The sequence below is a fragment of the Pseudomonas fildesensis genome, from assembly GCF_001050345.1.
Taxonomy (GTDB): domain Bacteria; phylum Pseudomonadota; class Gammaproteobacteria; order Pseudomonadales; family Pseudomonadaceae; genus Aquipseudomonas; species Aquipseudomonas fildesensis.
In genome coordinates, this window is record NZ_LFMW01000012.1 from 255,017 (window position 1) to 280,719 (window position 25,703).

Genomic DNA, 25,703 nt, shown 5'->3' on the forward strand with positions numbered 1-25,703 from the left:
AGGGCCATCCATGAGGGGCTGTAAAAAAACCAGCCTATCGAATAGCCCTACCTGAAAAGCCCTAGCTATTTATCGCCGATCAGAAATGCTCACGGGGATTGAACGCCGCTTTCTGCGCCAACTCCTGCCACAACGCTTTGACCTCCTCGTCGCTGTTTTTGGGCATCACGGCCTTGAGCTGCACAAACAAATAGCCGCGCTGCCCGGCCTTGTTCAGCAGGCCATGGCCCTTGGCGCGCATGCGCTGGCCGTTCTGGCTGCCGGCCGGCACCTTGAGGTTGATCTTGCCGGTGAGGGTCGGCACCGCCACTTCCGCGCCCAACGCCAATTCCCAAGGCGCCAGGGGCAAGTTGATGATCAGGTTTTCACCGTCCACCTCGAACTTGGGGTGCGACGCAAACTTGATGATCAGATACAGGTCGCCATTGGCCCCACCGCCAATGCCCGGTGCGCCCTGCGCTTTGAGGCGGATGCGCTCGCCATCGGCCACGCCGGCGGGGATCTTCACGTTCAGGCTCTTGGTGGTGTTGCTGACGTGCCGACCCGAGGCATCGTATTGCGGCACCTGGAAGCTGATCTGCTTGGACTCGTTGGACAGTGTGTCCTCGAGAGATACCGACAGCTGCATCTCCACATCCTGGCCTTTGCGCCCGGTAGGGCGGCGCTGGCCACCGCCGAAGGCATCGCCACGGCCGCCGAAGATCGAGCTGAAGAAATCGGAAAAATCTTCAGTGCCCGCGCCACCGCCACCGCCGCCGAACCCACCACGGCTCTGCCAGCCCGGCGGGCCCTGGAACGGCTGGCCGTGCTGGCCGTATTTGCGCAGTTCGTCGTATTCCGCGCGCTTGTCGGCACTTTTAAGCGCTTCATAGGCTTCGGACGCGTCCTTGAATTTCTCTTCCGCGTCTTTTTCCTTACTCACGTCCGGGTGATATTTACGCGCGAGCTTGCGATAGGCAGCCTTGATTGCCTTGTCATCGGCCGTCGGCTCGACACCCAGTATCTTGTAGTAGTCTTTGAAATCCATCGAAGCGTCACCCTCCTTAATCGAGATCGCACAGCCCGGGGCAAAACATGCGCTGTTTTGCATCTGTTAAGTCTAGTGGCCAGGGGTTGCGTCAACGTGTTATCGGCACTCGCCGTATGCAACACATGTGGGGGCGAATCGCCCAGTTTCAAGCACAATTTAACGGATGGTCGGCCTACGCATCCGCCGCCGACTGGCATACACTGCGCGGCCGTTTTTCAACCGGAACCCGATAGACATGAAAAACCCATCCCCAGCCCGTGCCTGCGGCATCGACTTCGGCACGTCCAACTCCACCGTCGGCTGGATCCGCCCCGGCGAGGAGACGCTTATCGCGCTGGAGGACGACAAGATCACGTTGCCGTCGGTGGTGTTCTTCAACTTCGAGGAGCGCCGCCCGGTGTACGGTCGCCTGGCCCTGCACGAATACCTGGAAAACTACGAAGGCCGGCTGATGCGCTCGCTCAAAAGCCTGCTGGGTTCCAAGCTGATCAAGCACGACACCAGCGTATTGGGCACGGCCATGCCGTTCACCGACCTGCTCGGGCTGTTTATCGGCCAACTCAAGAGCCGCGCCGAAGCCACCGCCGGTCGTGAGTTCGAAGAAGTGGTGCTGGGCCGCCCGGTGTTCTTCGTCGATGACGACCCGATGGCCGACCAGGAAGCCGAAAACACCCTGGTCGACGTGGCACGGGCCATCGGCTTCAAGGACATCTCGTTCCAGTACGAGCCGATTGCGGCCGCGTTCGACTACGAGTCCACCATCGAAAAAGAAGAGCTGGTGCTGATCGTCGACATCGGCGGTGGTACCTCCGACTTCTCGCTGGTGCGCCTGTCCCCCGACCGCCGTCACAACGACAACCGCCACGACGACATCCTCGCCACCGGTGGCGTGCACATCGGCGGTACCGATTTCGACAAACAGCTCAGCCTGCAAGGCATGATGCCGCTGTTCGGCTACGGCAGCCGCATGAAAAGCGGCGCCTACATGCCAACCAGCCACCACATGAACCTGGCCACCTGGCACACCATCAACTCGGTGTACTCGCAAAAATCCCAGCTGGCCCTCGGCAGCATGCGCTACGACATCGAAGACACCGGCGGCATCGACCGCCTGTTCAAGCTGATCGAACAGCGCGCCGGGCACTGGCTGGCCATGGAAGTGGAAGAAACCAAGATCCAGCTGACCCACGCAGACAGCCGCCATGTGCTGCTGGATCGGGTTGAACCGGGGTTGAGCGTGGAATTGAGCCGGGCGTTGTTCGAGTCGGCCATCGACAGCCTGCTGGAGCGAGTGCGCAACGCGGTGACGCAGCTGTTGAATGATGCTTCGGTGGATGTGGCGCAGGTAGACACGGTGTTCTTTACCGGTGGTTCCAGCGGCATCCCGGCACTGCGCCACAGCATCTCGGCGATGCTGCCGAATGCGCGGCATGTGGAAGGGAATATCTTTGGCAGCATTGGTAGCGGGTTGGCGATTGAGGCCAGCAAGCGGTACGGCTGCTGATTCGTTGAAGTTGATCGTTCCCTTGCGCGGGGAACGATCGAGCGTTCAAAGGTGGAATGCATCTTTAATGGTTTGTTTCATCCAGTCCTGGGGGTAGTGGCCCACGATCGTTTTGGTCTGGAGAAGCAGCGTCGTCGGACCTGACTGGACATCGTAGAGTTTTTCAACGGTGCCCTTGGCGTCGAAGTTCTTGATCAGCAACTGGGCGCCGCTCACAACAGAATCTTCCGCCAACGCCTCCATCACCGCCTTCATCTTGCCGCTTGCAGACGGAGTCCCATCGGCCTTGGTCAGGTTACCCAAAAACACCAGCACTACCGGTTTCGATGTTTTTTGCAGCACGTCGATAACGCTGGCTTCGCCACTTAGCTCGATTGCACTCATGAACGTTCTCCCGGTAGGCAGAGCCAGCACCCGCTGACTGTCTTGCCAGGTAGATAAGCAGGTAGAAAAAACACTGTCTACTGTCAAAAATAACAGGTGTGAACGAGTCAATAAGGGCTAGTTGAGGCAAGCGGGCTGAGGCAGGCGGGCTTGTTGTGGCGAGCGGGCTTGCCCCGCGTTGGGCTGCGAAGCAGCCCCAAAACCAGGCGCCACGGAGTGCCTGAAGCACCGCATTCTTCTTGACTGGGGCCGCTTCGCAGCCCAACGCGGGGCAAGCCCGCTCGCCACGACAAGCCTGCTCGCCACAAAGATCGCGTTCGACACGCCACCGTTTTGACTGAACGGCCTCCCGCCTGAATCTTGTAACCAACCCGCCCCGCGCCTTGCACGCTTTACCGTGCCCTTGGCGTCAAAATCCTTGATCAGCAACCGGGCGCGGCTCACAACAGGCTAGTTGAGGCAAGCGGGCTGAGGCAGGCGGGCTTGTTGTGGCGAGCGGGCTTGCCCCGCGTTGGGCTGCGAAGCAGCCCCAAAACCAGGCGCCACGGAGTGCCTGAAGCACCGCATTCTTCTTGACTGGGGCCGCTTCGCAGCCCAACGCGGGGCAAGCCCGCTCGCCACGACAAGCCTGCTTGCCACAAAGATCGCGTCCGGCACGCCACCGTTTTGACTGAACGGCCTCCCGCCTGAATCTTGTAACCAACCCGCCCCGCGCCTTGCACGATTTCCGCGAGGAAGCATATAGTCCGCCCGTCGCTCAAAAAAGCGACCAGGTTTGGCGACCTGGAAACCACGGTTCAGAAAGCGGCTGCACATCCGGCAGTCGTTTTTATATTAGATAAGCCAATTGAACCTGGAGCGTCACGTTATGACTCGATACATCCCGCTAACCGGCAACGACTGCACCATCCCCGCTCTAATCATCGACACCCAAGCCCCTCTCGACGTCCTCCACGAAGCCGCCGCGTACCGCATTCGCGCAGTGACGCAATTACTTGAAAACCTCGCATTCCGAGAAGAGATCAGCAGTGATGCCGTGGTGCTTCACGACTTCGCACAATTGCTGGCCATCCCCTTGCGGGATGGGTGTGATTTGATGGATGTGATTGGGCGCAGGCTAACTCCACAAGCGGCCTAAGCGGGAACAGGGCGGCTTTCAGTCGCCCTGCCGGAAGACAGCGGTCAAACCATCCCGCCGAGCTTCAACTCACTCTTCAAATACGCATAGTAAATCGGCCCCGCCACCACACCCGGCAGGCCAAACGCGGCTTCAAACACCAGCATCGCCAGCAGCAATTCCCACGACTTGGCACTGATCTGCCCGCCCACGATGCGCGCGTTGAGGAAGTACTCGACCTTGTGGATCACAATCAAATACCCCAATGCCGCCACCGCCACCCAGATCGACAGCGACAACGCGACGATGGTGATCAGGGTGTTGGACATCAGGTTGCCGATCACCGGCAGCAGGCCCAGCAGGAAGGTCAATACGATCAGGGTTTTGGTCAACGGCAGGTGGATACCGCACAGCGGCAGCACCACGGCCAGGAACACCGCGGTGAAGACCGTGTTGAGCGCAGCAATCTTGATCTGGGCAAAGACGATGTTGCGAAACGCCTGGACCAGCAGGTGCAGGCGGTCGAACAGCGCGGCGGCCAGCGGTTTGCGTTTGGTCAGGTCGGGGACGCGCTGCAGGGCCATGATCGCGCCGAGCACCATGCCGATCAGCAGCGTGACGAACATGTGGGCGGCGTCTTTGCCGACCAGTTGCAGTTCGCTCAGGTGCTTGCTCAGCCAGTCGCCGATGGCCACGCGGAATTCGGCAGCGCTGGCCGGTAAGTAGGCGTCGATAAACGGCGGCAGCTGGCCGCGCGCGCGGTCGACCACGCCCATGAATTTGTCGAGGGAGGCCCCGGGGTTTTCCGCTTCGTGGAGCAGGAAGCTGATGGCGCCGGCAAAGATCAGGGTCAGCACGCTGACGATCAGGGTACCGAGCAACGCCACCGCCAGCCAACGCGCTCGCCGACCTTCGATCAGCCGCTGCAGTTGGGGGGTAAGCATGTTGACCAGTTCAAAAACCAACAAGCCGGCCAGCAGACTGGGCAGCAATTTCAGCGGCAGGACCAGCAGCAATCCGCCGAAGATGATGATGTAGCTGGCCAGCAACAACACGTGACGCTGAGAAAACGTTGGCATACAGCCTCAAAACGAACGGCGTTAAAGGATGTTGTAGGAGCGAGCTTGCTGTGGCGAGGGAGCTTGCTCCCGCTGGGCTGCGAAGCTGCCCCAAACCCGTCGATCAAGATACAACAGATGCACCTGTTTGACTGGTTTGGGAGCGCTTCGCACTCCAACGGGAGCAAGCTCCCTCGTCACTAAAGGCCAACGCCTACGACAGGGGGCTGTGTGCGAGTGTCGCAGCCTTCTATGGCCCGGGGCTATTATTTCTTCAGGCAGGTGCTCATAAAGGTTTTGCGTGCATCGCCAGCCAAGGCTTTGGTCTTGGCGTCCGCATTGCAGTCTTTCATCTTCTGCTGCTGCGGCGTAAGGGTCTTCGCATCATTGGCCGCTGGCGCCGACAGGCAGGTTTTCATGAAGGCCTTGCGGTCGTCGCCCTTGAGCGTCTTGGTCGTCGCTTCGGCATTGCAGGTGGTCATTTTATTTTGCTGGGCGGTGGCGGCAAAACCCTGGGAACACAACAGCAGGCCCATCATCAACAACGGAATACGCAGCATCTTCATGGAGTTTTCTCCCTGTTACCGCACCGGGGGGTACGGCCTGACGAGGAGTGTAGTCAAAACCTGTTACATCTTCATCGGCTGCGAATGTTTGCCCGGCGGTATTGCTCCGGCGTGCAGCCAGCGTGGCGTTGGAACATCGCGATAAACGCCGAGGCGGTGCTGTAACCCAGGTCAAAAGCTACGTGTTGCACGCTGCGTTCGCTGTCTAGCGCCTCGATAGCTGCCAGGTAGCGCAGGCGCTGGCGCCATTCGCCAAAGCTCATGCCCAGCTCCCGCACAAACTGCCGCGCCAGGGTGCGTTCGCTCACATGCACCTGCTCGGCCCATTGCGCCAGGGGGCGGTTGTCGCCTGGTTCCGCTTGCATGCCTTCCAACACGCCGAGCAGCCCGGGGTGGCGGGCGTAGGGCAGGAAACCATCGTGGATCGGCGCCTGTTTGAGTTGGTCCACCAGTACCTGGGCCAGGCGAATATCAGCCTCAGTGTTGGGGATGTTGACGTCACGCCGGGCGAAGTCGCTGAGGATCGCCTTGAGGATCTCGCTGATCGCCAAGGTGCACGGTTGCTCTGGCAGTTGCTCGCAGAGCTGAGGCGAAAGGCCCACCGAGCGGTAGACAATCGCCTGGGCGTTGTAGGAGCTGTGCTCGGTGTTGGGTGGGATCCACACCGCGTATTGCGGCGGCGACATAAAGCGGTTGCCGGCCACTTGCATGCGCATCACCCCGTTGGCCGAATAATCCAGCGAGCCCCAGAAATGCCGGTGCGGGGTGCACTCGGTGTCCGGGGCGAAATCCGAATAACGGAAGTACACCGGGCTCGGCAAACTGCGGAAATCGGCGAGGCGTACGGTATGTCGGGCCATATTGTCTGGATTCAGAGGTCGTTTGTCTGGATCGCAGTATAGGCGTCGATCCAGACAGGGGATAATCCCGTCTCATCAACACACCTGGTTATTTTTAATGCAATACGCTTATCCCTTGCTGGCCATTTTCATCTGGGCCGGCAACACCGTGGTCAACAAACTGGCCGTGGGCGCGCTATTCCCCGCTGAAATCGGCTTTTACCGCTGGTTGCTGGCGGCAGCGTTGTTCACGCCATTCATGCTCAAGCCAGTGATCGCCAACTGGGCGCTGATTCGCCCGAACCTGGGCAAGATCTTCATCCTCGGGGTATTGGGCATGGCGGTGTACCAGAGCCTGGCGTACTACGCCGCGTCGCTGACCACCGCCACCAACATGGGCATCATCCTCTCCCTGATGCCGTTGATGGCGCTGACCGCTGCAATCATCAGCCTCGGCCAGCGCCTGACGTTTGGCGCACTGACCGGCGCAGTCCTGTCGTTCGCAGGCGTCGTGGTGGTGGTCTCGGCTGGCAGCCTGGGCGCGCTGCTGCAACACGGAGTCAACCTGGGCGACGGCATGATGCTGGTGGCCACCCTGGCCTACGCGGTCTACAGCACCCTGCTGAAAAAATGGCAGTTGCGCCTGCCGCCGTTGGTGTTGCTGTATTTGCAGGTGCTGGTGGCGGTGGTGGTGCTGTTCCCGTTGTTCCTGTTCTCGGCGAAAGCCGGCCTGGGCTGGGCGAATATTCCGCTGGTGTTGTACGCCTGCCTGTTGGCCTCGATGCTCGCACCACTGGCGTGGATGCATTCGGTTAAGACCCTGGGGCCAAGCCGCACCACGCTGTTTTTCAACTTGCTGCCGCTGATCACAGCGCTGATTGCGGCGGTGGTGTTAAAAGAAGAGTTGGCGCCATATCACCTGGTGGGCGGCTTGCTGACATTGGGCGGGGTGATCCTGTCGGAGCGCTGGACCACGCCGGTGCGTCGCCGGGCCTAAACCCCGGCAGCTTTCAAGCGCTGGGCATGTTCGACAAACAACCTGATCGGCTCGGCGCCCTTGCCTACCAGGCCCAGGGACTGGTTAACGATATCGAAGTGGTCCAGGGCGTAGTCGTCGCCGATCACCACTCCCAGGTGTGAGCTGTAGCGCCCGACCATGCCATCGCACTGGCCTTTTTCGCGTACAAAGCTGCGAGCAAATAACCGGCAACTGCGGTTCGTGCCGTCAAACAGGTTACGCCCGCGATCCGTGATACCCGGTTGCAAGGTGCCGGACCACGAGTAATAGCGCACGCCGTTGACCACCTCGGCGCCCTGCCCGCCCCAGGTATCCGGCAGCCCCTGGGGATACTGGCGGTTGAACAGCGCCACGCCCTCGCTGGTCAGCGATTGGTGCGACGCCTGCAAATCCGCCTTGAAGCGCGGGCCCCGATAGCCGGTTTCCAGCACGCCCATCACCCAGGCCACAAGATGAAACAGCGCGCTCATGATCCGGCCTTTCGCGCTGTCAGCGGGGTGATGCATGTGGATATGGTCCGCCAATTCCGAACCATGATTGGGCCCGGCCACCGATGTCACAGACGCAACCCATTCCGGCCGCACGGCCGCCGCATACCGCGCGGTGAGCGCGCCCTGGCTGTGGCCGATCAGGTTGACCTTGTCGGCGCCGGTGTCGCGGCGGATCTGCTCGATCTGCGCCAGCAACTGCTCGCCGCGTACCTCGCTCGAGTCGAGCGGCGCCACCTGCACCGGGAACACCTGCGCGCCACCCGCCCGCAGTGCGGGGACGATACCGTACCAGTAAGGGAAAAATCCCAGGCGCACAAACCCGAGCATGCCCGGCACCAGCACCAAGGGGTAACGCGTGGCTAACGACTGCGACATGAAGCGAACGTCCTTGATCAAGAAAGGATGAGGGCAGGTTAGCGCAGTCCGGCGACGCACTGATGACACCTCCCGGCAAATCCAATAAAACTTTTTGCTGCGCCCAGGACTCACAACTTGGAGCGATCACGCCGGCAGAGCGTGGCGCAAAACCGGATTAGCACCAGGAGATTGAGATGACTGAAGCAAACTTGACTGACGTTGCGACCCTGCGCCAACGCGCCCGTCAGAACGTCGAAAACGGTGCCGTGACCGAAGGCTATGACGCCGACCGCGAAGAAATCATCCGCTTGCTCAACGGCTCGCTCGCCACCGAGTTGGTGTGTGTACTGCGCTACAAGCGCCACTACTTCATGGCCAGCGGCGTAAAAGCCCACATCGCCGCCGAGGAATTCCTTGAGCACGCCACTCAGGAAGCCGAGCACGCCGACAAACTCGCCGAGCGCATCGTGCAGTTGGGCGGCGAACCGGAATTCAACCCGGACCTGCTGTCGAAGAACTCCCACGCTCAATACGTGGCGGGTAACTCGTTGAAGGAAATGGTCTACGAAGACTTGGTGGCCGAGCGGATTGCGGTTGATAGCTATCGCGAAATCATCCAGTACATCGGGGATAAAGACCCAACTACGCGCCGCCTGTTTGAAGAAATCCTGGCTCAGGAAGAAGAGCATGCGGACGATATGGCGGATATTCTAGAAAGCCTGTAAATCGCTGCGCGAAAAAAGGGGGCGCTGAGGGTAATACCGATCAGTTACGGGTAAACACCGTAACTGTGGCGAGGGAGCTTGTCGGATCGCCGCACCGTCCCGTTGGGCCGCGAAGCGGCCCCGCTTTCTACTGCTTAACTGATCGACATTAGGCGCTGGTTATCCAGCGTCCCTTTTTTACCCGATACGACCGTCAGTTAGTCAGAAACCATGACAGAGCCATTCCCGCCATGGACGACATTGTGAGCAGGTAGGGAACTACTATCCAGAGTTTGAGAGGTGTTGGGATACGCTTCACATCCTCAACGAGTACGAGGTATCGCCATTGAAAAACTCTCGGCATAAGGATGACGAGGGCAATCGCGAAGAGGCGTTTCAACTTCCCACCCAACGGTCCTACTCCAAACCTATATTTGAACGTCACTATGAATGTGCTGAATTTTAGATAGTCTTCGGCCTCTTCAAGTCTTGTATAGATGACATAAAAATTTAATGGAAAACACAGCAGCATCAACACACCCGACCCTATACCGATAGACTCTGGCATCATGTTCCACCCCCTGAAACTTCGTAAAGGCGGGTGCCTATTTGCTCACCGGCATGGCTTCCTATGGTACCCACGGCTACGCCCCCAAGGGCCCCACCCACTATGGCGCAGCCTAGCGCACTCGTTCCCACAGTAGGTATGGCAAAGACAAGTGCACATACGGCAACTCCAAATCCCATTCCTGCGTATCCCCCGAAAGCGGCGCCACCCACGCCTAACACCAACTTCCCGCCCTCCACATACTTTGCCCGCGTACATTCCTGCTCCCGCCCTGTGGAACACGCTTCTGTTATTTCCAACGCCGTCGCCCCAACGTCCAGGGCGATACCAATGTAAGTCCCCTTCTTCAGCATCTGTGAAGCCTTGGCGATACGCTTTACCGTCTCTTCATACCGGCGAATTTCACCGTGCTGCCAATAGCTTTTACTGGAGATGCCTAACATTTTCTTGATTGAGCCTTCATTTTTCAGGCCTGTACCAAAACGTGCCATGCCAGAAAGCTGACCATCGAGTTTTGCAAACAACGCGCGGCGCTTAGTCAGGAACTCATCCCGTGAGGCCGGAGTGCCCTTGCTCAAATACTGCTTATGCAAAGCAGAGACTTCCTCGAGGGTCTTCTCGATTGCCTCCAGGTGCTTACTCCAGGCGTTGCTGGCGCTCCCTATTCCAATAGAGGCGTTGGTCATGATGGCTTGCAACAGGTCGTAGTTTTTGATCAAAAACTGATCGGCCGCAGAGTGCGCCAATAGCGCATGCTTCACGTTTTGCGCCGAGCCCATCAGCCACGCCTCTTCTGCGGTGCAGGACGCCGTCCGTGCATCGGGAATGATCACGAGCTGCCCAGGCAGTACCACGGTGTTGCGAATGTGCTGGTTGAGGATGTCGAACTTTGTTTGCGTATGGGGATTAAGAGAAAGGCTGAGTTTGAGCAATAGATAAGGCAGCGGTCGCTCATTGATAAATACATAGGGTCCCTGCATTGCTTACACCTCCAAGTGACTGTGGCGGCCGACTATATGAAGGCGCCGCAGGAGGTGTAAGGGGAATCAGGGGAGGTTTTACCGTTTCAGAAATGAACTACGTAAGACCAGGAACATGCTTACGGAACTGATCCAAGCAAACTACCGCGTCGCCCATAAAAAAGGCGACCCAAGGAGTCTAATGCCGATCAGTTAAGAAATAGAAAGAGCGGGAAGTAACCTGTGGCGATCCGACAAGCTCCCTCGCCACAAGTACAGTGCGCCCCCTTAACTCACTGGCATTACCCAAGGAGTCGCCCTTTCTCACGGTTGCGCTGTATCAGCCCTTCACAGTCTTCGGCGCCTTGCCTTCCTTCATCTGTTGCAGCAACGGCGCGCACTGGTTCGGCTCGCCGCCACTCGGCGCGACCAGTGCCAGCAACCCGGCAGCCGGGCCGGCAATCACGCCCAACGCAACCATGCCCGCGCCACGCAGCGCCAGGGGTATAGCTTTTACGCCCGCGTTAGGTTTGATGAATGGGCCGTTGACGTACAACGGTGAGCGCAGGGAGAACAGGCGAAAGCCCTTGGATTCCGGGGTGATAGTCAGGTCTAACTGCTCGGTGGCCATGTTCGCCGTGCCGTCGATGTAGATGATGGCGTTCTCGGTATCGAACACAAACAACCGGGTGGTGGCCAGGCCGGTCTTGATGCCGAAGTCTGCCGCTGCGCAGTTGATCTTCACTTCCTTGTCGCCAAACAGGCGGCCCACCACGTAATTGCCCACGTTGAGCCCGGCGATTTCCATCAGGCTGCGACTGATGGCGCCGTCGTTGATCAGCATCTTCAGGTCACCGTTGGAGCTGCCCAGCAGCGCCGCCACGGAGTTGCCGCGCCCGGCGATATCGGCATCGCCATTGAGCTCACCGAAGCTGGTTTTCATCGGTTCGAAGGTCGGGAACAACTGCTTGAGCTTGAAGTTGCGCGCGGTGAGTTTGGCGCGACCTTCCATCGGCGTGATGCGGCCGTTCAAGCGAATCTGCGCATCGAGCTTGCCGCCGGCCACGCCGAAGCGCAGCGGCTCAAGGCTCAGTACGCCGTCGTTGAGCACCAGGTGCGTGTAGAGATCGTTAAACGGCAGGTCGGCACTGTGCACGATGCGTTTGCCGGTGAATTCCACGTCGGCATCCATGTCACGCCAACGTTCGGTGCGGAACTCTTCCACGGGCAGCACTTTGGTCGCCGGCTGTTTACTTTCGCCGCCACGGGCTTTTTGCTTGGCGTTGGAGTCGGCGCCGATCAGCGGGGCCAGGTCGGTCATCAACAGTTGGTTGGACACCAGCGCGCCACTCAGCTTGGGCCGTGGCTGGCTGGCGACATAGGCCAGGTTGCCGTGGATATCGCTGTTGCCGATCTTGCCGTTGAAGTTTTCGTAGCGGAACGACGCGCCGCTGGCTTCATGCAGCTTGGCGATCAGATGACCGTCGGTGGAGTACGCCGGCGAGTCCGGCAGGGTCACGCCGGTCAGCGGGTACAAGTTGCCCAGGCTGCTGCCGGAAAGTTTCAGGCGCAGGTCCAGGGCGCCGAGGTTCAGCGGGTCGGTCAGGGTGCCGGCCAGGGCGATGCTGGTGTCGGCGATCTTCACTTGGGCTTGCAGCGGGAACGGCTTGGCCGCGTCCTGCAGCGCCAGCAGGCCACCGATCTTGCCGGTGCCATCGAGTTTCTGACCGTGGTACTGGCCTTTGACCTTGAGGCCGAAGGCGTAGTCCTGCGGTGCCGAGCCTTTTTCCAGCGCCTTCTTTGCATCGGCATCGCCAACAATTTCGCCGAACGGAATGGGTTTGCCCAGCAGGTCGACAATCACGTCCAACTGGGTCTTGAGGGTCTGGTCGTCGAGGGTCACGTGGCCCTTGTCGAAACCGATGGCGCCGATGTCGACCACCCAATTCGAGGGTTCGGCGTTGGGGTCCTTGGGGTCGAATTTAAAGGTCCAGTTGGCGCGGCCGTCGGCCAGGCGCTGCAGCTCGGCGCTTGGCTCGGTGAGGTCGATACGCGGGATCACTACGCGCTGCACCAGCAAGGCCAGGGGCGAAATACGCAGCTCCACGCGTTTGAGGGTGACCATCTGCGGCTTTTTCGACCAGTCGGGGTTGCCCAGGGTCAGGTCTTCGGCAATCACGTGGGGCCACGGCACCCAGGCGCGCCAACCGCCTTCATCCGGCTCACGCTGCCACACCACCGCCAGATTGCCATTGATGGCAAACGGGCGATGCAACTCTTCGGAGACCTTGGCATTGAGCGGCGGCTTGATGCGGTTCCAGTCAAAGAACACCAGGACCAACACCACCACGGCAATTAATAGAACGAAGCTGGCGCAGCTCCAAGCGACAATTTTACGAGTGCGCGTCATTGCACAGGACTCCTGAATACGACTGGCTTAGCTACCTCTATAGAGCAGCCTATAACACTACGACTGGCAAACCGCCTGTGGGTTTAACCCGCTCACCGATTTAGCCGCTAAAAGCCATTTTCCTGATCATCCAGACAGATTCAATCATCAACGACGCACCATTGTTACCCAGGCTCGTGTCGAAAATACCCACCACGGTGCAAAACCGCGGGCTTGAGAGGCTCGATCTAGAGCCTCTGCCGGGAACAATCAATTCCGTTGATTATTACCATTGTGTTTATGAACTTTTATATCGACATATCGAGAGTAGCATTAGCCCCGTACCCACTTTATCGCCCTCCCAAGGAGCAACCCATCATGAAACGCCAAGTACTCGCTACCGTCCTGTTATCCATCCTGGCTTCCAGTGCCTTCGCCCTGCCAGCCGCCGAACAAGTAACCCCACAAGTCAAAGCCGACGCCGTTCACTTCAGCCAGACCCTGGCCCGCAGCGGTTCGCAAGAAGACGAAAACCGTGACTACGCCAAAGGCGCTGTTGCTGAAAATGGTTCGGAACACGCCAACAAACGCGCCTACACCGAGGGCCTGGTTGAAGGCGGCGCTGAACAAGCCGACGAACGTGCTTACACCCAAGGTATTGCCGAAGGTGGTGCGGACCGTCTGCAAGAAATGCATCAAGCACAGAGCTAACCCTGTGGCGGCCCAGAAAAAAGCCCGATCCGCCGATCGGGCTTTTGACTTTTTGTAGCCTGCGTCACGTTCCTCCCCCCTGCACCTGACTCCAAGTTCGACGCCAACGAAGCTGTTTTGCTAGAGTGCGTCGCTGTACTTGCCGACAAAGCCCGCCTGCCATGCTGCCCCGCGCCGAACAGAAGCAACAGACCCGCCTCGCTTTGATGGACGCAGCCCGCCATCTGATGGAGTGCGGCCGTGGGTTTGGCAGCCTGAGCCTGCGCGAAGTGGCCAAGACGGCCGGGATCGTGCCCACTGGGTTCTACCGTCACTTTGCCGATATGGATCAACTCGGCCTGGTACTGGTGAGTGAAGTAGGCCAGACCTTCCGTGCAACCATTCGACTGGTGCGCCACAACGAATTCGTGATGGGCGGCATTATCGATGCGTCCGTGCGGATCTTTCTCGACGTGGTCTCGGCCAACCGCTCGCAATTCCTGTTCCTGGCCCGCGAACAGTACGGTGGCTGTTTGGCCGTACGCCAAGCCATCGGCGCCCTGCGCGAAGACATCACCAGTGACCTGGCGGCCGACCTCACGCGGATGCCCAAACTGCAGCACCTGGATGCCGAGGGGTTGCACGTGATGGCCGACCTGATCGTTAAAAGCGTGTTCGCCACCCTGCCCGACATCATCGACCCGCCGGCCCAGGCCCTGCCTGCCCACCTCACGCCCCAGGCGAAAATCACCCAGCAACTGCGCTTTATCTTCATCGGCCTCAAGCACTGGCAAGGCCTGGGCAGCACCGAGTAAGCCGGTCAGCCCGCCTTATGAAAGCGCTTGGCAGTGGTGTAGTTTTTGTTCCAGTAACTGTTGCTCAACGAATCGATGCGCACATTCTTGCCGGTACGCGGTGAATGGATGAATTTGCCCGCGCCTATATAAAGGCCGACATGGCTGACCTGCCCGCGCCCATTGCCCTTGAAAAACACCGCATCCCCAGGCTTGAGCGCAGTGCGCTTGATCGTGGCGGCCGAAGAGCGGTGCATCGCCGCCGTTGTGCGGGGGAGGTGAATGTTGGCTTCGGTCTTGAACAGATAGACCAGGAAGCTGCTGCAATCAAACCCCTGCTCTGCCGACGTGCCGCCGAATTTGTAAGGCGTGCCCAGCAGTTCATGGGCGCGGTCGATCACATCGTCGATGGCGGGCGCCCGCAGGCTCTGCACGGAAGAACTGAAGGTTGCCTGGGGTTTTAAATTGGCCGAAGCCGAGGTGATGGCGCAACACAGGCTGACCATGACGACACAAAAAAAGGACCTGAACATGATGAACGTCGCTAAGAATTAAACACGGCGCAAATCCTAAAGAATTAAGGCGTAACGTTATGGACGCCAATTCCGCAGACCTTGTAGGGCAAATCCCAAAAACGCCCATCACGGGTGCGCCAACGCCATTTGGCGCACCACTTTAGAGCGCTCCGGTAATTTCGCGACGCTCTATTGCGTGGCACACACCTATTGCCTTCAGGCAATTCCTACTCCCTATTCGGGTTGGCAAGCCCCTTGCTCTAGCACTTCCATCGCCCATAGCTGGAAGCTGCCTGATGCTGGTGATCCACCGCCGAATCGCCCCCCAAGCCCTCTGGGCCGCCGAGTTGCTGCTGAATTTCGAAGCCCGCAGCAAAAGCCGCCTGCGCTGTTTCAGTGCTGACGGTGAAGACGTCGGCCTGTTTCTGGAGCGCGGACAGCCGCCGCTGCATGACGGCGAATGCCTACAGGCTGAAGACGGACGTGTCGTTCGCGTATGCGCCCGCCCTGAACACCTGCTGCACGTCACCTGCAGCAGCGCACTTGAATTGACCCGCGCCGCCTATCACCTTGGCAATCGCCATGTAGCCCTGCAAGTCGGGGATGGCTGGTTACGCTTGCTCGATGACTACGTGCTCAAGGCCATGCTCGAACAACTCGGTGCCCATACCGAGACTATCGAAGCGCCGTTCCAGCCGGAACATGGGGCTTACGGCGGTGGCCACCATCATTCGCGCCACGGCGACGAAGACTTCAACTATCCGCCCAAGCTGCACCAATTCGGCGTGCGTCTATGAACCCAGCGTGGGCGCTGTTGCGTCTGGCCAGTCCGCAATTGCCGATTGGCGGCTACAGCTATTCCCAGGGCCTGGAGATGGCCGTGGAGAACGGCCGCGTCGATGATGCGGCCAGCGCACGGCGCTGGATCAGCGACCAGTTGCTGCTCAATCTCGCCCGCTTCGAAGCGCCTCTTTTGCTTGCCCATTGCCAGGCCGCCGCTGATGAGGATTGGCCGCGTCTGGCTCAGTTGTGCGAAGAGCACCGCGCCAGCCGTGAGACCCGAGAGCTGTATCAGGAAAGCCGGCAGATGGGCTACTCGCTGCAACAGTTGCTCAACGGCTTGCCGGAACTGGACAGCGCCGCCCGTACGTTTCTTGAACAACGCGGCGAGCCGCACCTGGCTCTCGGCTGGGCGCTGGCCGCGCGGGCGTGGCGCATCAGCCCCGACGATGCCCTCGCCGCCTGGCTCTGGAGCTGGCTGGAAAACCAATTGGCCGTGCTGATGAAAACCTTGCCACTGGGCCAGCAAGCCGCCCAGCGCCTGACCAGCGAACTGCTGCCATTGCTGCAACAAGCCCAGCAGGACGCAGGCCACATCGAACCCCACCATTTCGGCAGCGCCGCCTTCGGCCTGTCCCTGGCGTGCATGGCCCACGAGCGCCAATACAGCCGCCTGTTCCGGTCCTAGGGACTTTTATTTTGGAGAGTCGCATGAACACACAACCCTTGCGTGTCGGCATCGGTGGCCCAGTGGGCTCCGGCAAGACCGCCCTGACCCTCGCCCTGTGCCTCGCGCTGCGCGATCGCTACAACCTGGCGGTGGTCACCAACGACATCTACACCCGCGAAGACGCCGATTTCCTGGTGCGCAACCAGGCCCTGGCGCCGGAGCGCATTATCGGCGTGGAAACCGGCGGCTGCCCGCACACCGCGATTCGTGAAGATGCGTCGATCAACCTGGAGGCCGTAGACCAGCTCAACCGGCGCTTTCCCGGCCTGGACCTGATCCTGGTGGAGTCCGGCGGTGACAACCTCTCGGCGACCTTCAGCCCGGAGTTGTCGGACCTGACCATCTACGTGATCGATGTGTCCGCCGGCGACAAGCTGCCGCGCAAAGGCGGGCCCGGCATTTGCAAATCCGACCTGCTGGTGATCAACAAGATCGACCTGGCGCCGCTGGTCGGCGCCTCGCTGGAGCTGATGAACAGCGACACCCAGCGTATGCGCAACGGCAAACCCTTTGTGTTCAGCAACCAGAAAACCGGCGTCGGCCTGGAAGAGATCGTCGCCTTTATCGAACGCCAGGGCCTGCTGACCGCCGCCTGATCAACCTATAAGGAACCTGTCCATGAGCCTCAAAAAACTCATCGCTGCCGCCGCCCTGCTGCTGGCCCCTGCCCTCGCCTTCGCCCACCCTGGCCACGGCGACAACGGCTTGATGGCCGGCATCAGCCATCCATTGGGTGGCCTTGACCACTTGCTGGCGATGGTCGCGGTCGGCCTATGGGCGGCGCAGCAAAAGGGCAACGCGCGCTGGGCACTTCCGTGCACCTTTGTCGGTGCCCTGTTGATCGGCGGCCTGCTCGGTTTTGAAGGGTTGCAATTGCCGGCGCTGGAAAGCGCGATTGCTGCATCGGTGCTGGCGCTGGGCCTGGCGGTGGCACTGGCGGTGCGTCCGCCGTTGTTCCTGGCTGTCGGTGCGACTGCATTGTTTGCGCTGTTCCATGGTGTGGCCCACGGTTTGGAGCTACCGGACATGTCCAGCCCTTGGGCGTATGCCGCAGGTTTTGTCGGCGCAACGGCCGCATTGCACGCGGCCGGTTATGCGGTGGTGCGCTTCCTGCCGACTGCGGCGGCGCCGTTGGTGCGGATTGCCGGGGCGGCGTCGGCGGCGACAGGGGTATGGCTGCTCGCGGGCTGACTGTAAAGATCATTCCCACGCTCTGCGTGGGAATGCAGCCCGGGACGCTCCGCGTCCCAAACCGTGACGCAGAGCGTCACAAGAGGCATTCCCACGCAGAGCGTGGGAACGATCAGCTCACAACTTGCCGCTGCCCCTCTGCTACCATGCGCGCCTACACCCCTGCCGTGACGACGCCAGCCGATGCCCATCGCTCCAAGCTCCGCCCCCCAGCCTTCGTTGAATGCCGTGCTCACGCACTTCCATGACTTGATCGTGCCGCTCTGGCAGGGCCCGGGCTGGAATGCCGACCTGGCGTTGCCCTATGAGGCGCTGGACGCCGATCACCGCCCTTTACCTGCGCAACGCTACCGCGCCATGGCCTGTGCCCGGCAGCTTTACCTGTTTGCCAGCCTGATCGGCGAACCCGGTGCGGCTTTTGCCGAGGAGCGCGCGGCGGCGCTGTTCCGCTCGTTGCAACGGCACTTCCATGATGCGGAGCACGGCGGCTGGTTCTACAGCATCGACCCTGCCGGCCAGCCGCTGGACAAGCGCAAAGACCTCTACACCCACGCCTTCATCATCTTCGCGTGCGCCCATTACTGGGCAAAGGTGCGCGAGCCGCTGGTGGAATCGGTGCTCGATGCCGCGCTGGAAGTGGTCGCGCAACGTTTCGCCACCGGCGACGGCCTGTATGAAGCGGTGCTGGAGCGCAACTGGGCATCCCTCAAGTCCGGCCCGCTGCAAAACCCGCTGATGCACCTCGCCGAAGGCTTCCTCGCCACGTTGGCCGTGCGCGAAGACGCCATCACCCAGGACGCATTGCTGGACTTGGCCAACGCCCTGCAAAAGCGCTTCATCGACCGCCAGCACGGGGTGATGATGGAAAAACCGCTGGGCGCTGTGGATAACTGGTTTGAGCCGGGGCACCAGTTCGAATGGTTCTTTTTGCTGGAGTCTTCGCAAGTGCTGCGCGGCACCGCGCTGCATGCGTCGCTGACGCGGGCGTTTGCCTATGCCGAGCAAATGGGTGTGGATAACGTCACGGGCGCGGTCAGTGGGATGCTGGCCCTCGACGGCACCGTGCGTGACGGCACGCAACGTATCTGGGCCCAGGCCGAATACCTGCGGGCATTGACCTTGCGACCGGAAAGTGAGGCGGTGTTGCAGCGCCAGTTGCTGGCGTTGCAAGCGCATTTCCTGCATGAGAAGGGCTGGCATGAATGCCTGGACGCCAAGGGTAAGGTGAGCCGGCGGGATATGCCGTCGACCACGCCGTATCACTTGGCGACCTGTTATCAGGGCTTGGTCAGGTATCTCGGCTGACCGTCACGCAATCCACTTGCGATCCCCGGTAAAACTGATCGTCAGCCAGCGCGCCGCATCCGGCGTGCCGAGCCCTGTGGATATCTCTTCGCGCAGCCCGTCGAGCGTCGCGACGTTATCCACCGGGTAATCCGCCGGCAACACCACATGAATCTCGATAAACCGCGCGCGCCCGTGCTTTTGCACATAGGACACGTAGTCATCGAAACCATGTTTGGCCTGGGCCGCGTCCATCACTTCACGCACCTTGTCATCCAGATGATCCGGGGCAATCCCCAGCACCTCACGCAGCGCTGGGCGCAGGATCTTGAACGCCGGCGCCAGCATGCTCAGGGCCAGCAGGATCAGGATCAACGGGTCGACATACACCGCCCACTCGCCATAGCCCTGGGACTTGAGCAACAGCGCGGCGAGAAAGCTGATCAGCAAGCCCACCGAGAGCATCGCGTCCACCATCCAACTGATGTTGTCGAACTGGATCAGCGATGATTTCAGCGTGCGATTGCGGTGGCGCACGTAGAAGAAGTAGGCGAACTCGACAAAGGTAAACACCGCCGCGTAGCTGATCACCAACCCCAGCTCGATCTCGCGCCCGCCATTGATAATGCCGAACACACCGTTGAGGAATGCATAGATGGCGATCAACAGCAGGAAGCTGCCTTCGATCAACAGCACCATGGGTTCCAGGTGCCAATAGCCGAACTGGAAGCGCTCGTTGCTTTTCTTCGCGATCAGCTTGGCCGTGATCAGCATCAACACCTTGATGGCGGTGGCGATCAGCGAGAAAAAGCCGTCGAATAAAATGGATTGGGCGCCGGATACCACACCCGTGACAATCCCGGCGATCGCCACGGCGAACATCAGGATGGTCGATTGTTTGAGCAGTGCCTGCTCACCTCGGTTACTCACATTTCCTCCCGTTAAAACCTTTAAACCGCACGATGCGGAGGGTTTTCCGGGATGGAGTGTACCTTATGTCCTATTTTGGCCGATTTGCCGCATTTCAAAGGTTGTTGAAAAACCCTGTGGCGAGGGAGCTTGCTCCCGCTGGGGCGCGAAGCGGCCCTAAGATTCTGGGGCCGCTACGCAGCCCCACGGGAGCAAGCGCCCTCGCCACAGAAGTGATCAGCCTTTGGCGCCACGCTCAATCGCAAACCCGGCCCAGGTCTGGCTCACCGGCATCAGCTCCAGACGGTTGATGTTGACGTGTGCCGGCGTGTTCATTACCCAGAAAATGGTGTCGGCAATATCCTGCGGCTGGATCGGCTCAGCGCCGGCGTAGGTGGCGTCGTAGCGCGACTGGTCGCCGCCGAAGCGCACCAAGGAGAACTCGCTTTCACACAGGCCCGGCTCGATGTTGGTCACGCGCACGCCGGTGCCTTGCAGGTCGCAGCGCAGGTTCAGCGAGAACTGCTTCACGAACGCCTTGGAGCCGCCATACACATGGCTGCCTGGGTACGGGTAGCTGCCGGCGATGGAGCCCAAATTGATGATCCCGGCGCCACGGCCGTGAGCGATCAGGCGTGGCAGCAGCAGGCTGGTGGTCGTCAGCAGGCCTTTGATATTGGTGTCGACCATGGTCTCCCAATCGTCGAGGCTGCACTTGGGCGCAGGGTCGGTGCCCACGGCCAGGCCGGCGTTGTTGATCAGCCCGCGCAGCGTGGCGAATGACGGCGGCAGGTTGGCAATCGCCTCTTCCATGCCTTTGCGGTCACGTACGTCCACTACCAGGCCGTGCACTTCGGTCTGCTTGGAAAGCTCTTCGACCAGTGCATTCAGGCGATCGGCACGACGACCGGTGAGCACCAGTTTCCAGCCGGCTTCGGCAAAACGACGGGCACAGGCTTCGCCGAAGCCTGAGGTTGCGCCAGTAATAAACAGCGTGTCGGACATGGTGTTCTCCTTGCGGGCATCGAGAAAAAATCAGCCAGCAGAATGCCCTTACGCCGCCGTCGCGGCAACCGATATGCACACACCTTCATGCAGCCCTGATCAATTATTAACCAGTCCGAGCAAAGCCTTATGAACCGTGGCTTGCAGCCATATACGCGCAGGTTATCCACAACTGGGCCCACAGTCTTTGGGGGCAAGTGCAAAAAGCCTCAGGCCGCTGTGTACAAGGCTTTCAGGCGGTTTTAGAAAGTTTTTTGCTTGACCTGGGCGAGGGCGTATGTAGCCCCATCAATAGAATCAAGATTCGAACGATGGCTCCAGGCCAGTCATTCCGGCCTCTGCGGAGGTCTTTCCAGAGTTTAGTCACAGACTTATCCACAGGCTGAACCGACATAATTCGGTCATATACCTGTGTCTTTAAACAGGTTGACAAACCCTTCGACAGGTCGCGAAAAAGTGACTGGTCAAAAAACAACCGCCGCGCTACAAGCCACGTAATCAAAGGCTTTCAGCCAGCTACTCCCACGTTACCCACAGCCGGTTCCACAGTGAATGGGGACAAGTCAAAACTGTGACAAAACAGGGATTTGCGGCGGCTATATGTCGCGCTTTAGAGGGTGGCCAGATTTGTTTTCCACAATTTGGAGAATGCCCTGTGGAGCACGCAAAACAAATGTGGGAGGGGGCTTGCTCCCGATAGCGATTTAACATTCAAGGCCTCTGTTGAATGAAAATCCGCTATCGGGAGCAAGCCCCCTCCCACAGGGGTGCTGCGTCGGTTTTTAGATCAGTGCCCGCCGAGGTAGGCATTGCGCACTTCCTCGTTCACCAGCAATTCCTTACCGGTGCCTGTCAGGCGAATCTCGCCGTTGACCATTACATACGCCCGGTCCGACAGCCGCAGCGCATGGTTGGCGTTCTGCTCCACCAGGAAGATGGTCATCCCGGTGGCCGCCAGTTCGCGCAGGGTGGCGAAGATCTGCTTCACCACGATCGGCGCCAGACCCAGGCTCGGCTCGTCCAGCAGCAACAGCTTGGGCCGGCTCATCAGTGCACGGGCGATGGCGAGCATTTGCTGTTCGCCGCCCGACATGGTCATGGCGCGCTGGGTACGCCGCTCCTTGAGCCGTGGGAACAGCTCGAACATGCGCTGCATGTCCTGCGCAGCATACTTGTCGCCAATCGGGATGGTGCCCATCAGCAGGTTTTCCTCGACAGTCATGTCGGGGAACACCCGCCGCCCTTCCGGCGACTGCGCAATGCCGTTGGAGGCGATGTAGTGGGACGACTTGTGGGTAATGTCGACGCCGTTATAGAGGATCTGCCCCGACTCGGCCCGTGGTTGGCCGAAGATCGACATCAGCAGCGTGGATTTACCCGCGCCATTGGAGCCGATCAGGCTGACAGTTTCGCCTTCGTTGATGTACAGCGAGACCTTTTTCAGGGCCTGGATCGGGCCATAAAACACGTCCAGGTCCTTCATTTCGAGGATAGGTGCACTCATACCAGCTCCTCTTCATCCGCGCCCAGGTAGGCGGCAATCACTTTCGGGTCGTTGCGGATCGCTTCCGGGCCGCCCTCGGCGATCACGTTGCCGTGGTCGAGCACCACGATGTGGTCGGAAATACTCATCACCATGCCCATGTCGTGTTCAATCAGCACCACCGTGAGGTCGTGTTCGTCGCGCAACAGGCGAATCATCGCGCTGAGGGCTTCGGTTTCCTGGGGGTTGAGGCCCGCCGCCGGTTCGTCCAGGCAGATGATCTGCGGCCGGGTGCACATGGCGCGGGCGATTTCCAGGCGGCGCTGCTGGCCGTAGGAGAGTTCGCCGGCGAGGCGGTTGGCACAGTCCACCAGGTCCACCACTTCCAACCAGTAGAAGGCGTGGTCGAGGGCGTCGCTTTCAGCCTTGCGGTAGCCCTTGGTGTTGAGGATGCCCGCGAGCATGTTGCGGTTGACCCACATGTGTTGGGCCACCAGCAGGTTTTCCAGCACCGACATTTCCTTGAACAGGCGAATGTTCTGGAACGTACGAGCCAGCCCGGCGCGGTTCACCAAATGGGTGCCGCCGAACATCTTGTAGTACACACGGCTGAGAAAGCTTTTCGGCGACACAAAGTCGACGGCCTTGAAGCGCTCGCCGAGCAACTGGATCACGTTGGTCTGCTGGCCGCGCACGTTGAGTTCGATCTTGCCGCCACTGGCTTTGTAGAAGCCGGTGAGGCAGTTGAACACCGTGGTCTTGCCGGCACCGTTGGGGCCGATCAAGGCGAAGATCGAGTTGCGTTCGACCTTGAGGCTTACATCGCTCAAGGCCTTGATGCCTCCGAAGTGCATCATCAGGTGTTCCACGGACAGGACGACTTCCTTGCTCATGGCGCCACTCCTTTACGTGGTGTTACACCAGTTCGGCTGATCCGGATCAGGCCGCGCGGTCGCCAGATCATCATCACCACCATCAACACGCCAAACAGCAGCACGCGGTATTCGGAGAAGCTGCGCAGCAGTTCAGGCGCAACGGTCAAGACGAACGCCGCGATCACCACACCGACGGTCGAGCCCATGCCGCCCAGTACCACGATGGCCAGGATCAACGCCGACTCAAAGAAGGTGAACGACGACGGGTTGACGAAGCCCTGATAGCTGGCGAAAAACACCCCGGCCAAACCGGCTGTGGACGCGCCGATAGTGAACGCCGAGAGCTTGACCAGCACATGGTTCAGGCCCATGGAGCGGCAAGCGATTTCATCTTCGCGCAACGCTTCCCAGGCACGACCGACCGGCATGCGGGTCAGGCGATGCTTGATGTACAGCACGGCCAGCACCACCAGGAACAGCACGATGTAGATGAACATGAACTTGATGTTGGGGTTGTAATCGAGGCCGAAGAATTCGTGGAACGGAATCCCGCCTTCCTTCGCTTTACGCCCGAATTCCAGGCCAAGGAAGGTCGGCGATGGCACCGGCATACCGTTTGGACCGCCGGTGAACGACAGCCAGTTGTTCAGCACCAGGCGGATGATTTCGCCGAAGCCCAGGGTCACGATGGCCAGGTAGTCACCGTGCATTCGCAGCACCGGGAATCCGAGTATGCACCCCGCCAGCGCCGCCGCGATCGCCGCCAATGGCAGCACGCTCCAGAAACCCAGGCCCAGGTATTGATAACCCAACGCCAGGCCGTAGGCACCGATGGCGTAGAACGCCACGTAACCGAGATCGAGCAAGCCGGCCAGGCCCACCACGATGTTCAGGCCCAGGCCCAGCAACACGTAGATCAGCCCGAGGATCACCACGGTCAGCAAGTACTTGTTGGCGAAGATCGGGAACACGATGGCGATCACGATCAGTGCCGGGATGATCCAGCGCAGCCGCGACTTGTAGTCCGGTGGCAGCACGTGCACGCCGGAGCCACTGCTCTCGAAGCCCTGCAGAATCTTCAGGCCCTTGGGGGTTTGCAGGAACAGGCTGAGGGCAAAGCGCCCGGCCATCACGATGGCGACCAGGATGGCCACACGCGCAGGTTCCAGGTTGAAGCTGTAGCCGTCGAGGACCACGCCGACGATAGGACCGAACACGATCAACGAAATCAGCCCGGCGAGGACCGTATCGACCACACTTTTCTTGATATCGATTGGTTTGGCAGCAGACATGTTTACACCTTCGCCACGAGTGGGCGACCAAGCAGGCCCTGAGGACGGAAAATCAGAATCACCACCAGCAGGGAGAAACTGAACACGTCTTTGTAGTCAGAGTTGATCAACCCCGAGAACAGCGACTCGGAAATACCCAGGATGATCCCGCCAAGCATGGCCCCAGGCAGGGAACCGATGCCGCCGAGTACCGCTGCGGTAAATGCCTTGATGCCGATGATGAAGCCGGCGTAGAAGTCGAACGTGCCGTAGTTCAAGGTGATCAGCACGCCGGCCAGGGCCGCCATGGCTGCACCGATGACAAAGACGTAAGAGATCACGCGGTCGGTGTTGATGCCCAGGATCGAAGCCATCTTGCGGTCTTGCTGGGTGGCGCGGCACATGCGGCCAAGCTTGGTGTACTTGATGATGTAGGTCAGCAGGGCCATGCCCGCGAACGCGGCGACCAGAATGAAGACCTTGGTGTACGTCAACTGAACGAACCCGGTGCCGATATCGACACGCCAGGCTCCGGCCAGCAGCGTAGGAATACCTTGTTGTTTCGCACCCTGGGCGATCTGCGCGTAGTTCTGCAGGATCAGGGAGATCCCGATGGCGCTGATCAGCGGAGCCAGTCGGGTAGAGTTGCGCAGCGGTTTGTAGGCGACACGTTCTATGACCCAACCGTAAACGCCTGTGACGACCACGGTGAAGACCAGAGTGCCGAGAATGAGCAGCGGGAAGGATTCGATGCCGAAATAAGCCAGCAGTGCCAGACTGATCGCCGCGAGGTAAGCGGAAATCATATAAACCTCGCCATGGGCGAAGTTGATCATGCCAATGATGCCATAGACCATTGTGTAGCCGATGGCGATCAGGCCATAGACCGACCCGAGGGTCAGGCCGTTGACCAGTTGCTGCAGGAAAATACCATCCATAACGCAATCTCACGCGGTGAGAACCTGCACACCGGGGGGGTGTGCGGTCCTTCTGGAGGAAAACAGAGGTTTAACACCCGCCCCGCCCACCCGTGCGGGAGCGCGCTTGGGTGGAGAGGGAGCTTGCTCCCGCTGGGCTGCGAAGCAGCCCCAAACTGGGCGATCGAGATACATCAGATGTAACTCGGTGAACGGTTTGGGAGTGCTGCGCACTCCAGCGGGAGCAAGCTCCCTCGCCACAACAAGCTCGCCCC

26 protein-coding genes are annotated in these 25,703 nt (G+C 60.0%); 11 read left to right on the forward strand and 15 right to left on the reverse strand.

Going from position 1 to position 25,703, the window contains the following annotated elements; all coding sequences use genetic code 11:
- Nucleotides 1–79: 79 nt before the first annotated feature.
- Nucleotides 80–1,027, reverse strand: a complete 948-nt coding sequence (locus ACR52_RS18315; protein WP_048727305.1) for a DnaJ C-terminal domain-containing protein — start codon at nucleotides 1,025–1,027, stop codon at nucleotides 80–82.
- 238 nt (nucleotides 1,028–1,265) lie between these two features.
- Here ACR52_RS18315 and ACR52_RS18320 point away from each other — a divergent pair, with 238 nt between their 5' ends.
- Nucleotides 1,266–2,534 carry an Hsp70 family protein gene (locus ACR52_RS18320; protein ID WP_048727307.1) on the forward strand — a complete coding sequence of 423 codons (1,269 nt, stop codon included), beginning with the start codon at nucleotides 1,266–1,268 and terminating at the stop codon, nucleotides 2,532–2,534.
- Between the two features lie 45 nt (nucleotides 2,535–2,579).
- Here the strand turns inward: ACR52_RS18320 and ACR52_RS18325 are convergent, their stop codons facing one another.
- Nucleotides 2,580–2,918, reverse strand: coding sequence for a hypothetical protein (locus ACR52_RS18325; protein ID WP_048727309.1), 339 nt, complete (start codon nucleotides 2,916–2,918; stop codon nucleotides 2,580–2,582).
- A gap of 868 nt (nucleotides 2,919–3,786) precedes the next feature.
- Between ACR52_RS18325 and ACR52_RS18330 the strand changes: the two genes are divergently transcribed.
- Nucleotides 3,787–4,056, forward strand: coding sequence for a hypothetical protein (locus ACR52_RS18330; RefSeq protein WP_048727312.1), 270 nt, complete (start codon nucleotides 3,787–3,789; stop codon nucleotides 4,054–4,056).
- A 44-nt stretch (nucleotides 4,057–4,100) separates the two neighbouring features.
- On the opposite strand, the gene ACR52_RS18335 is transcribed toward ACR52_RS18330, so the two are convergent.
- The 3 genes from ACR52_RS18335 to ACR52_RS18345 form a co-directional block, all read right to left on the reverse strand.
- Nucleotides 4,101–5,114: an AI-2E family transporter gene (locus ACR52_RS18335; protein ID WP_048727316.1), complete on the reverse strand. Its 1,014-nt coding sequence runs from the start codon at nucleotides 5,112–5,114 to the stop codon at nucleotides 4,101–4,103.
- 245 nt (nucleotides 5,115–5,359) lie between these two features.
- Nucleotides 5,360–5,659, reverse strand: coding sequence for a PsiF family protein (locus tag ACR52_RS18340; protein ID WP_048727319.1), 300 nt, complete (start codon nucleotides 5,657–5,659; stop codon nucleotides 5,360–5,362).
- Nucleotides 5,660–5,730: 71 nt separating this feature from the next.
- Nucleotides 5,731–6,519 (reverse strand): AraC family transcriptional regulator, encoded by a 789-nt coding sequence (locus ACR52_RS18345; RefSeq protein ID WP_048727322.1) that lies wholly within the window; start codon nucleotides 6,517–6,519, stop codon nucleotides 5,731–5,733.
- 97 nt (nucleotides 6,520–6,616) lie between these two features.
- Here ACR52_RS18345 and ACR52_RS18350 point away from each other — a divergent pair, with 97 nt between their 5' ends.
- Nucleotides 6,617–7,495, forward strand: a complete 879-nt coding sequence (locus ACR52_RS18350) for a DMT family transporter (RefSeq protein ID WP_048727325.1) — start codon at nucleotides 6,617–6,619, stop codon at nucleotides 7,493–7,495.
- Here the strand turns inward: ACR52_RS18350 and ACR52_RS18355 are convergent.
- A complete protein-coding gene (locus tag ACR52_RS18355; RefSeq protein ID WP_048727328.1) occupies nucleotides 7,492–8,382 on the reverse strand; it encodes an esterase/lipase family protein in 891 nt (296 codons plus the stop codon). The two genes, ACR52_RS18350 and ACR52_RS18355, sit on opposite strands and share 4 nt — an antisense overlap.
- Nucleotides 8,383–8,558: 176 nt before the next feature.
- On the opposite strand from ACR52_RS18355, the gene ACR52_RS18360 reads away from it, so the two are divergent.
- The gene (locus ACR52_RS18360; RefSeq protein ID WP_048727332.1) at nucleotides 8,559–9,089 is read left to right on the forward strand and encodes a ferritin-like domain-containing protein; all 531 of its coding nucleotides are present in this window, start codon (nucleotides 8,559–8,561) and stop codon (nucleotides 9,087–9,089) included.
- A gap of 546 nt (nucleotides 9,090–9,635) precedes the next feature.
- On the opposite strand, the gene ACR52_RS18370 is transcribed toward ACR52_RS18360, so the two are convergent.
- Together ACR52_RS18370 and ACR52_RS18375 are read right to left on the reverse strand one after the other, a co-directional pair.
- Complete coding sequence (locus ACR52_RS18370; RefSeq protein WP_048727337.1) at nucleotides 9,636–10,616, reverse strand: hypothetical protein; 981 nt, start codon at nucleotides 10,614–10,616, stop codon at nucleotides 9,636–9,638.
- A 319-nt stretch (nucleotides 10,617–10,935) separates the two neighbouring features.
- Nucleotides 10,936–13,005 carry an AsmA family protein gene (locus ACR52_RS18375; RefSeq protein WP_048727339.1) on the reverse strand — a complete coding sequence of 690 codons (2,070 nt, stop codon included), beginning with the start codon at nucleotides 13,003–13,005 and terminating at the stop codon, nucleotides 10,936–10,938.
- A gap of 357 nt (nucleotides 13,006–13,362) precedes the next feature.
- Here ACR52_RS18375 and ACR52_RS18380 point away from each other — a divergent pair, with 357 nt between their 5' ends.
- On the forward strand, nucleotides 13,363–13,695 hold the full coding sequence (locus ACR52_RS18380) for a hypothetical protein (RefSeq protein ID WP_048727341.1): 333 nt from the start codon (nucleotides 13,363–13,365) through the stop codon (nucleotides 13,693–13,695).
- 161 nt (nucleotides 13,696–13,856) lie between these two features.
- A complete protein-coding gene (locus tag ACR52_RS18385; protein ID WP_048727343.1) occupies nucleotides 13,857–14,489 on the forward strand; it encodes a TetR family transcriptional regulator in 633 nt (210 codons plus the stop codon).
- A gap of 5 nt (nucleotides 14,490–14,494) precedes the next feature.
- Here ACR52_RS18385 and ACR52_RS18390 read toward each other — a convergent pair whose 3' ends face one another.
- Nucleotides 14,495–15,001: a C40 family peptidase gene (locus ACR52_RS18390; protein ID WP_048727346.1), complete on the reverse strand. Its 507-nt coding sequence runs from the start codon at nucleotides 14,999–15,001 to the stop codon at nucleotides 14,495–14,497.
- 278 nt (nucleotides 15,002–15,279) lie between these two features.
- Here ACR52_RS18390 and ureE point away from each other — a divergent pair, with 278 nt between their 5' ends.
- From ureE to ACR52_RS18415, 5 genes are all read left to right on the forward strand, one after another.
- Nucleotides 15,280–15,780 (forward strand): urease accessory protein UreE, encoded by a 501-nt coding sequence (gene ureE / locus ACR52_RS18395; RefSeq protein ID WP_048727349.1) that lies wholly within the window; start codon nucleotides 15,280–15,282, stop codon nucleotides 15,778–15,780.
- Nucleotides 15,777–16,451 carry an urease accessory protein UreF gene (locus ACR52_RS18400; protein ID WP_048727352.1) on the forward strand — a complete coding sequence of 225 codons (675 nt, stop codon included), beginning with the start codon at nucleotides 15,777–15,779 and terminating at the stop codon, nucleotides 16,449–16,451. Before ureE ends, ACR52_RS18400 begins: the two co-directional genes overlap by 4 nt.
- A 23-nt stretch (nucleotides 16,452–16,474) precedes the next feature.
- Nucleotides 16,475–17,089 carry an urease accessory protein UreG gene (ureG, locus tag ACR52_RS18405; RefSeq protein ID WP_012721947.1) on the forward strand — a complete coding sequence of 205 codons (615 nt, stop codon included), beginning with the start codon at nucleotides 16,475–16,477 and terminating at the stop codon, nucleotides 17,087–17,089.
- A 22-nt stretch (nucleotides 17,090–17,111) separates the two neighbouring features.
- Complete coding sequence (locus ACR52_RS18410) at nucleotides 17,112–17,684, forward strand: HupE/UreJ family protein (protein WP_048727359.1); 573 nt, start codon at nucleotides 17,112–17,114, stop codon at nucleotides 17,682–17,684.
- Between the two features lie 183 nt (nucleotides 17,685–17,867).
- Nucleotides 17,868–18,989, forward strand: a complete 1,122-nt coding sequence (locus ACR52_RS18415) for an AGE family epimerase/isomerase (protein WP_048727362.1) — start codon at nucleotides 17,868–17,870, stop codon at nucleotides 18,987–18,989.
- A gap of 3 nt (nucleotides 18,990–18,992) precedes the next feature.
- Here the strand turns inward: ACR52_RS18415 and ACR52_RS18420 are convergent, their stop codons facing one another.
- The 6 genes from ACR52_RS18420 to ACR52_RS18445 form a co-directional block, all read right to left on the reverse strand.
- Complete coding sequence (locus ACR52_RS18420) at nucleotides 18,993–19,898, reverse strand: cation diffusion facilitator family transporter (RefSeq protein ID WP_048727372.1); 906 nt, start codon at nucleotides 19,896–19,898, stop codon at nucleotides 18,993–18,995.
- Between the two features lie 216 nt (nucleotides 19,899–20,114).
- Nucleotides 20,115–20,882 carry an SDR family oxidoreductase gene (locus ACR52_RS18425; RefSeq protein ID WP_048727374.1) on the reverse strand — a complete coding sequence of 256 codons (768 nt, stop codon included), beginning with the start codon at nucleotides 20,880–20,882 and terminating at the stop codon, nucleotides 20,115–20,117.
- A gap of 787 nt (nucleotides 20,883–21,669) precedes the next feature.
- Nucleotides 21,670–22,386, reverse strand: a complete 717-nt coding sequence (locus ACR52_RS18430) for an ABC transporter ATP-binding protein (protein WP_048727380.1) — start codon at nucleotides 22,384–22,386, stop codon at nucleotides 21,670–21,672.
- Nucleotides 22,383–23,258, reverse strand: coding sequence for an ABC transporter ATP-binding protein (locus ACR52_RS18435; RefSeq protein WP_046070666.1), 876 nt, complete (start codon nucleotides 23,256–23,258; stop codon nucleotides 22,383–22,385). The genes ACR52_RS18430 and ACR52_RS18435 overlap by 4 nt, the downstream gene beginning before the upstream one ends.
- Nucleotides 23,255–24,532 carry a high-affinity branched-chain amino acid ABC transporter permease LivM gene (livM, locus tag ACR52_RS18440; RefSeq protein WP_048727383.1) on the reverse strand — a complete coding sequence of 426 codons (1,278 nt, stop codon included), beginning with the start codon at nucleotides 24,530–24,532 and terminating at the stop codon, nucleotides 23,255–23,257. The genes ACR52_RS18435 and livM overlap by 4 nt, the downstream gene beginning before the upstream one ends.
- 2 nt (nucleotides 24,533–24,534) lie before the next feature.
- On the reverse strand, nucleotides 24,535–25,449 hold the full coding sequence (locus ACR52_RS18445) for an ABC transporter permease subunit (RefSeq protein ID WP_048727385.1): 915 nt from the start codon (nucleotides 25,447–25,449) through the stop codon (nucleotides 24,535–24,537).
- Nucleotides 25,450–25,703 lie beyond the last annotated feature (254 nt).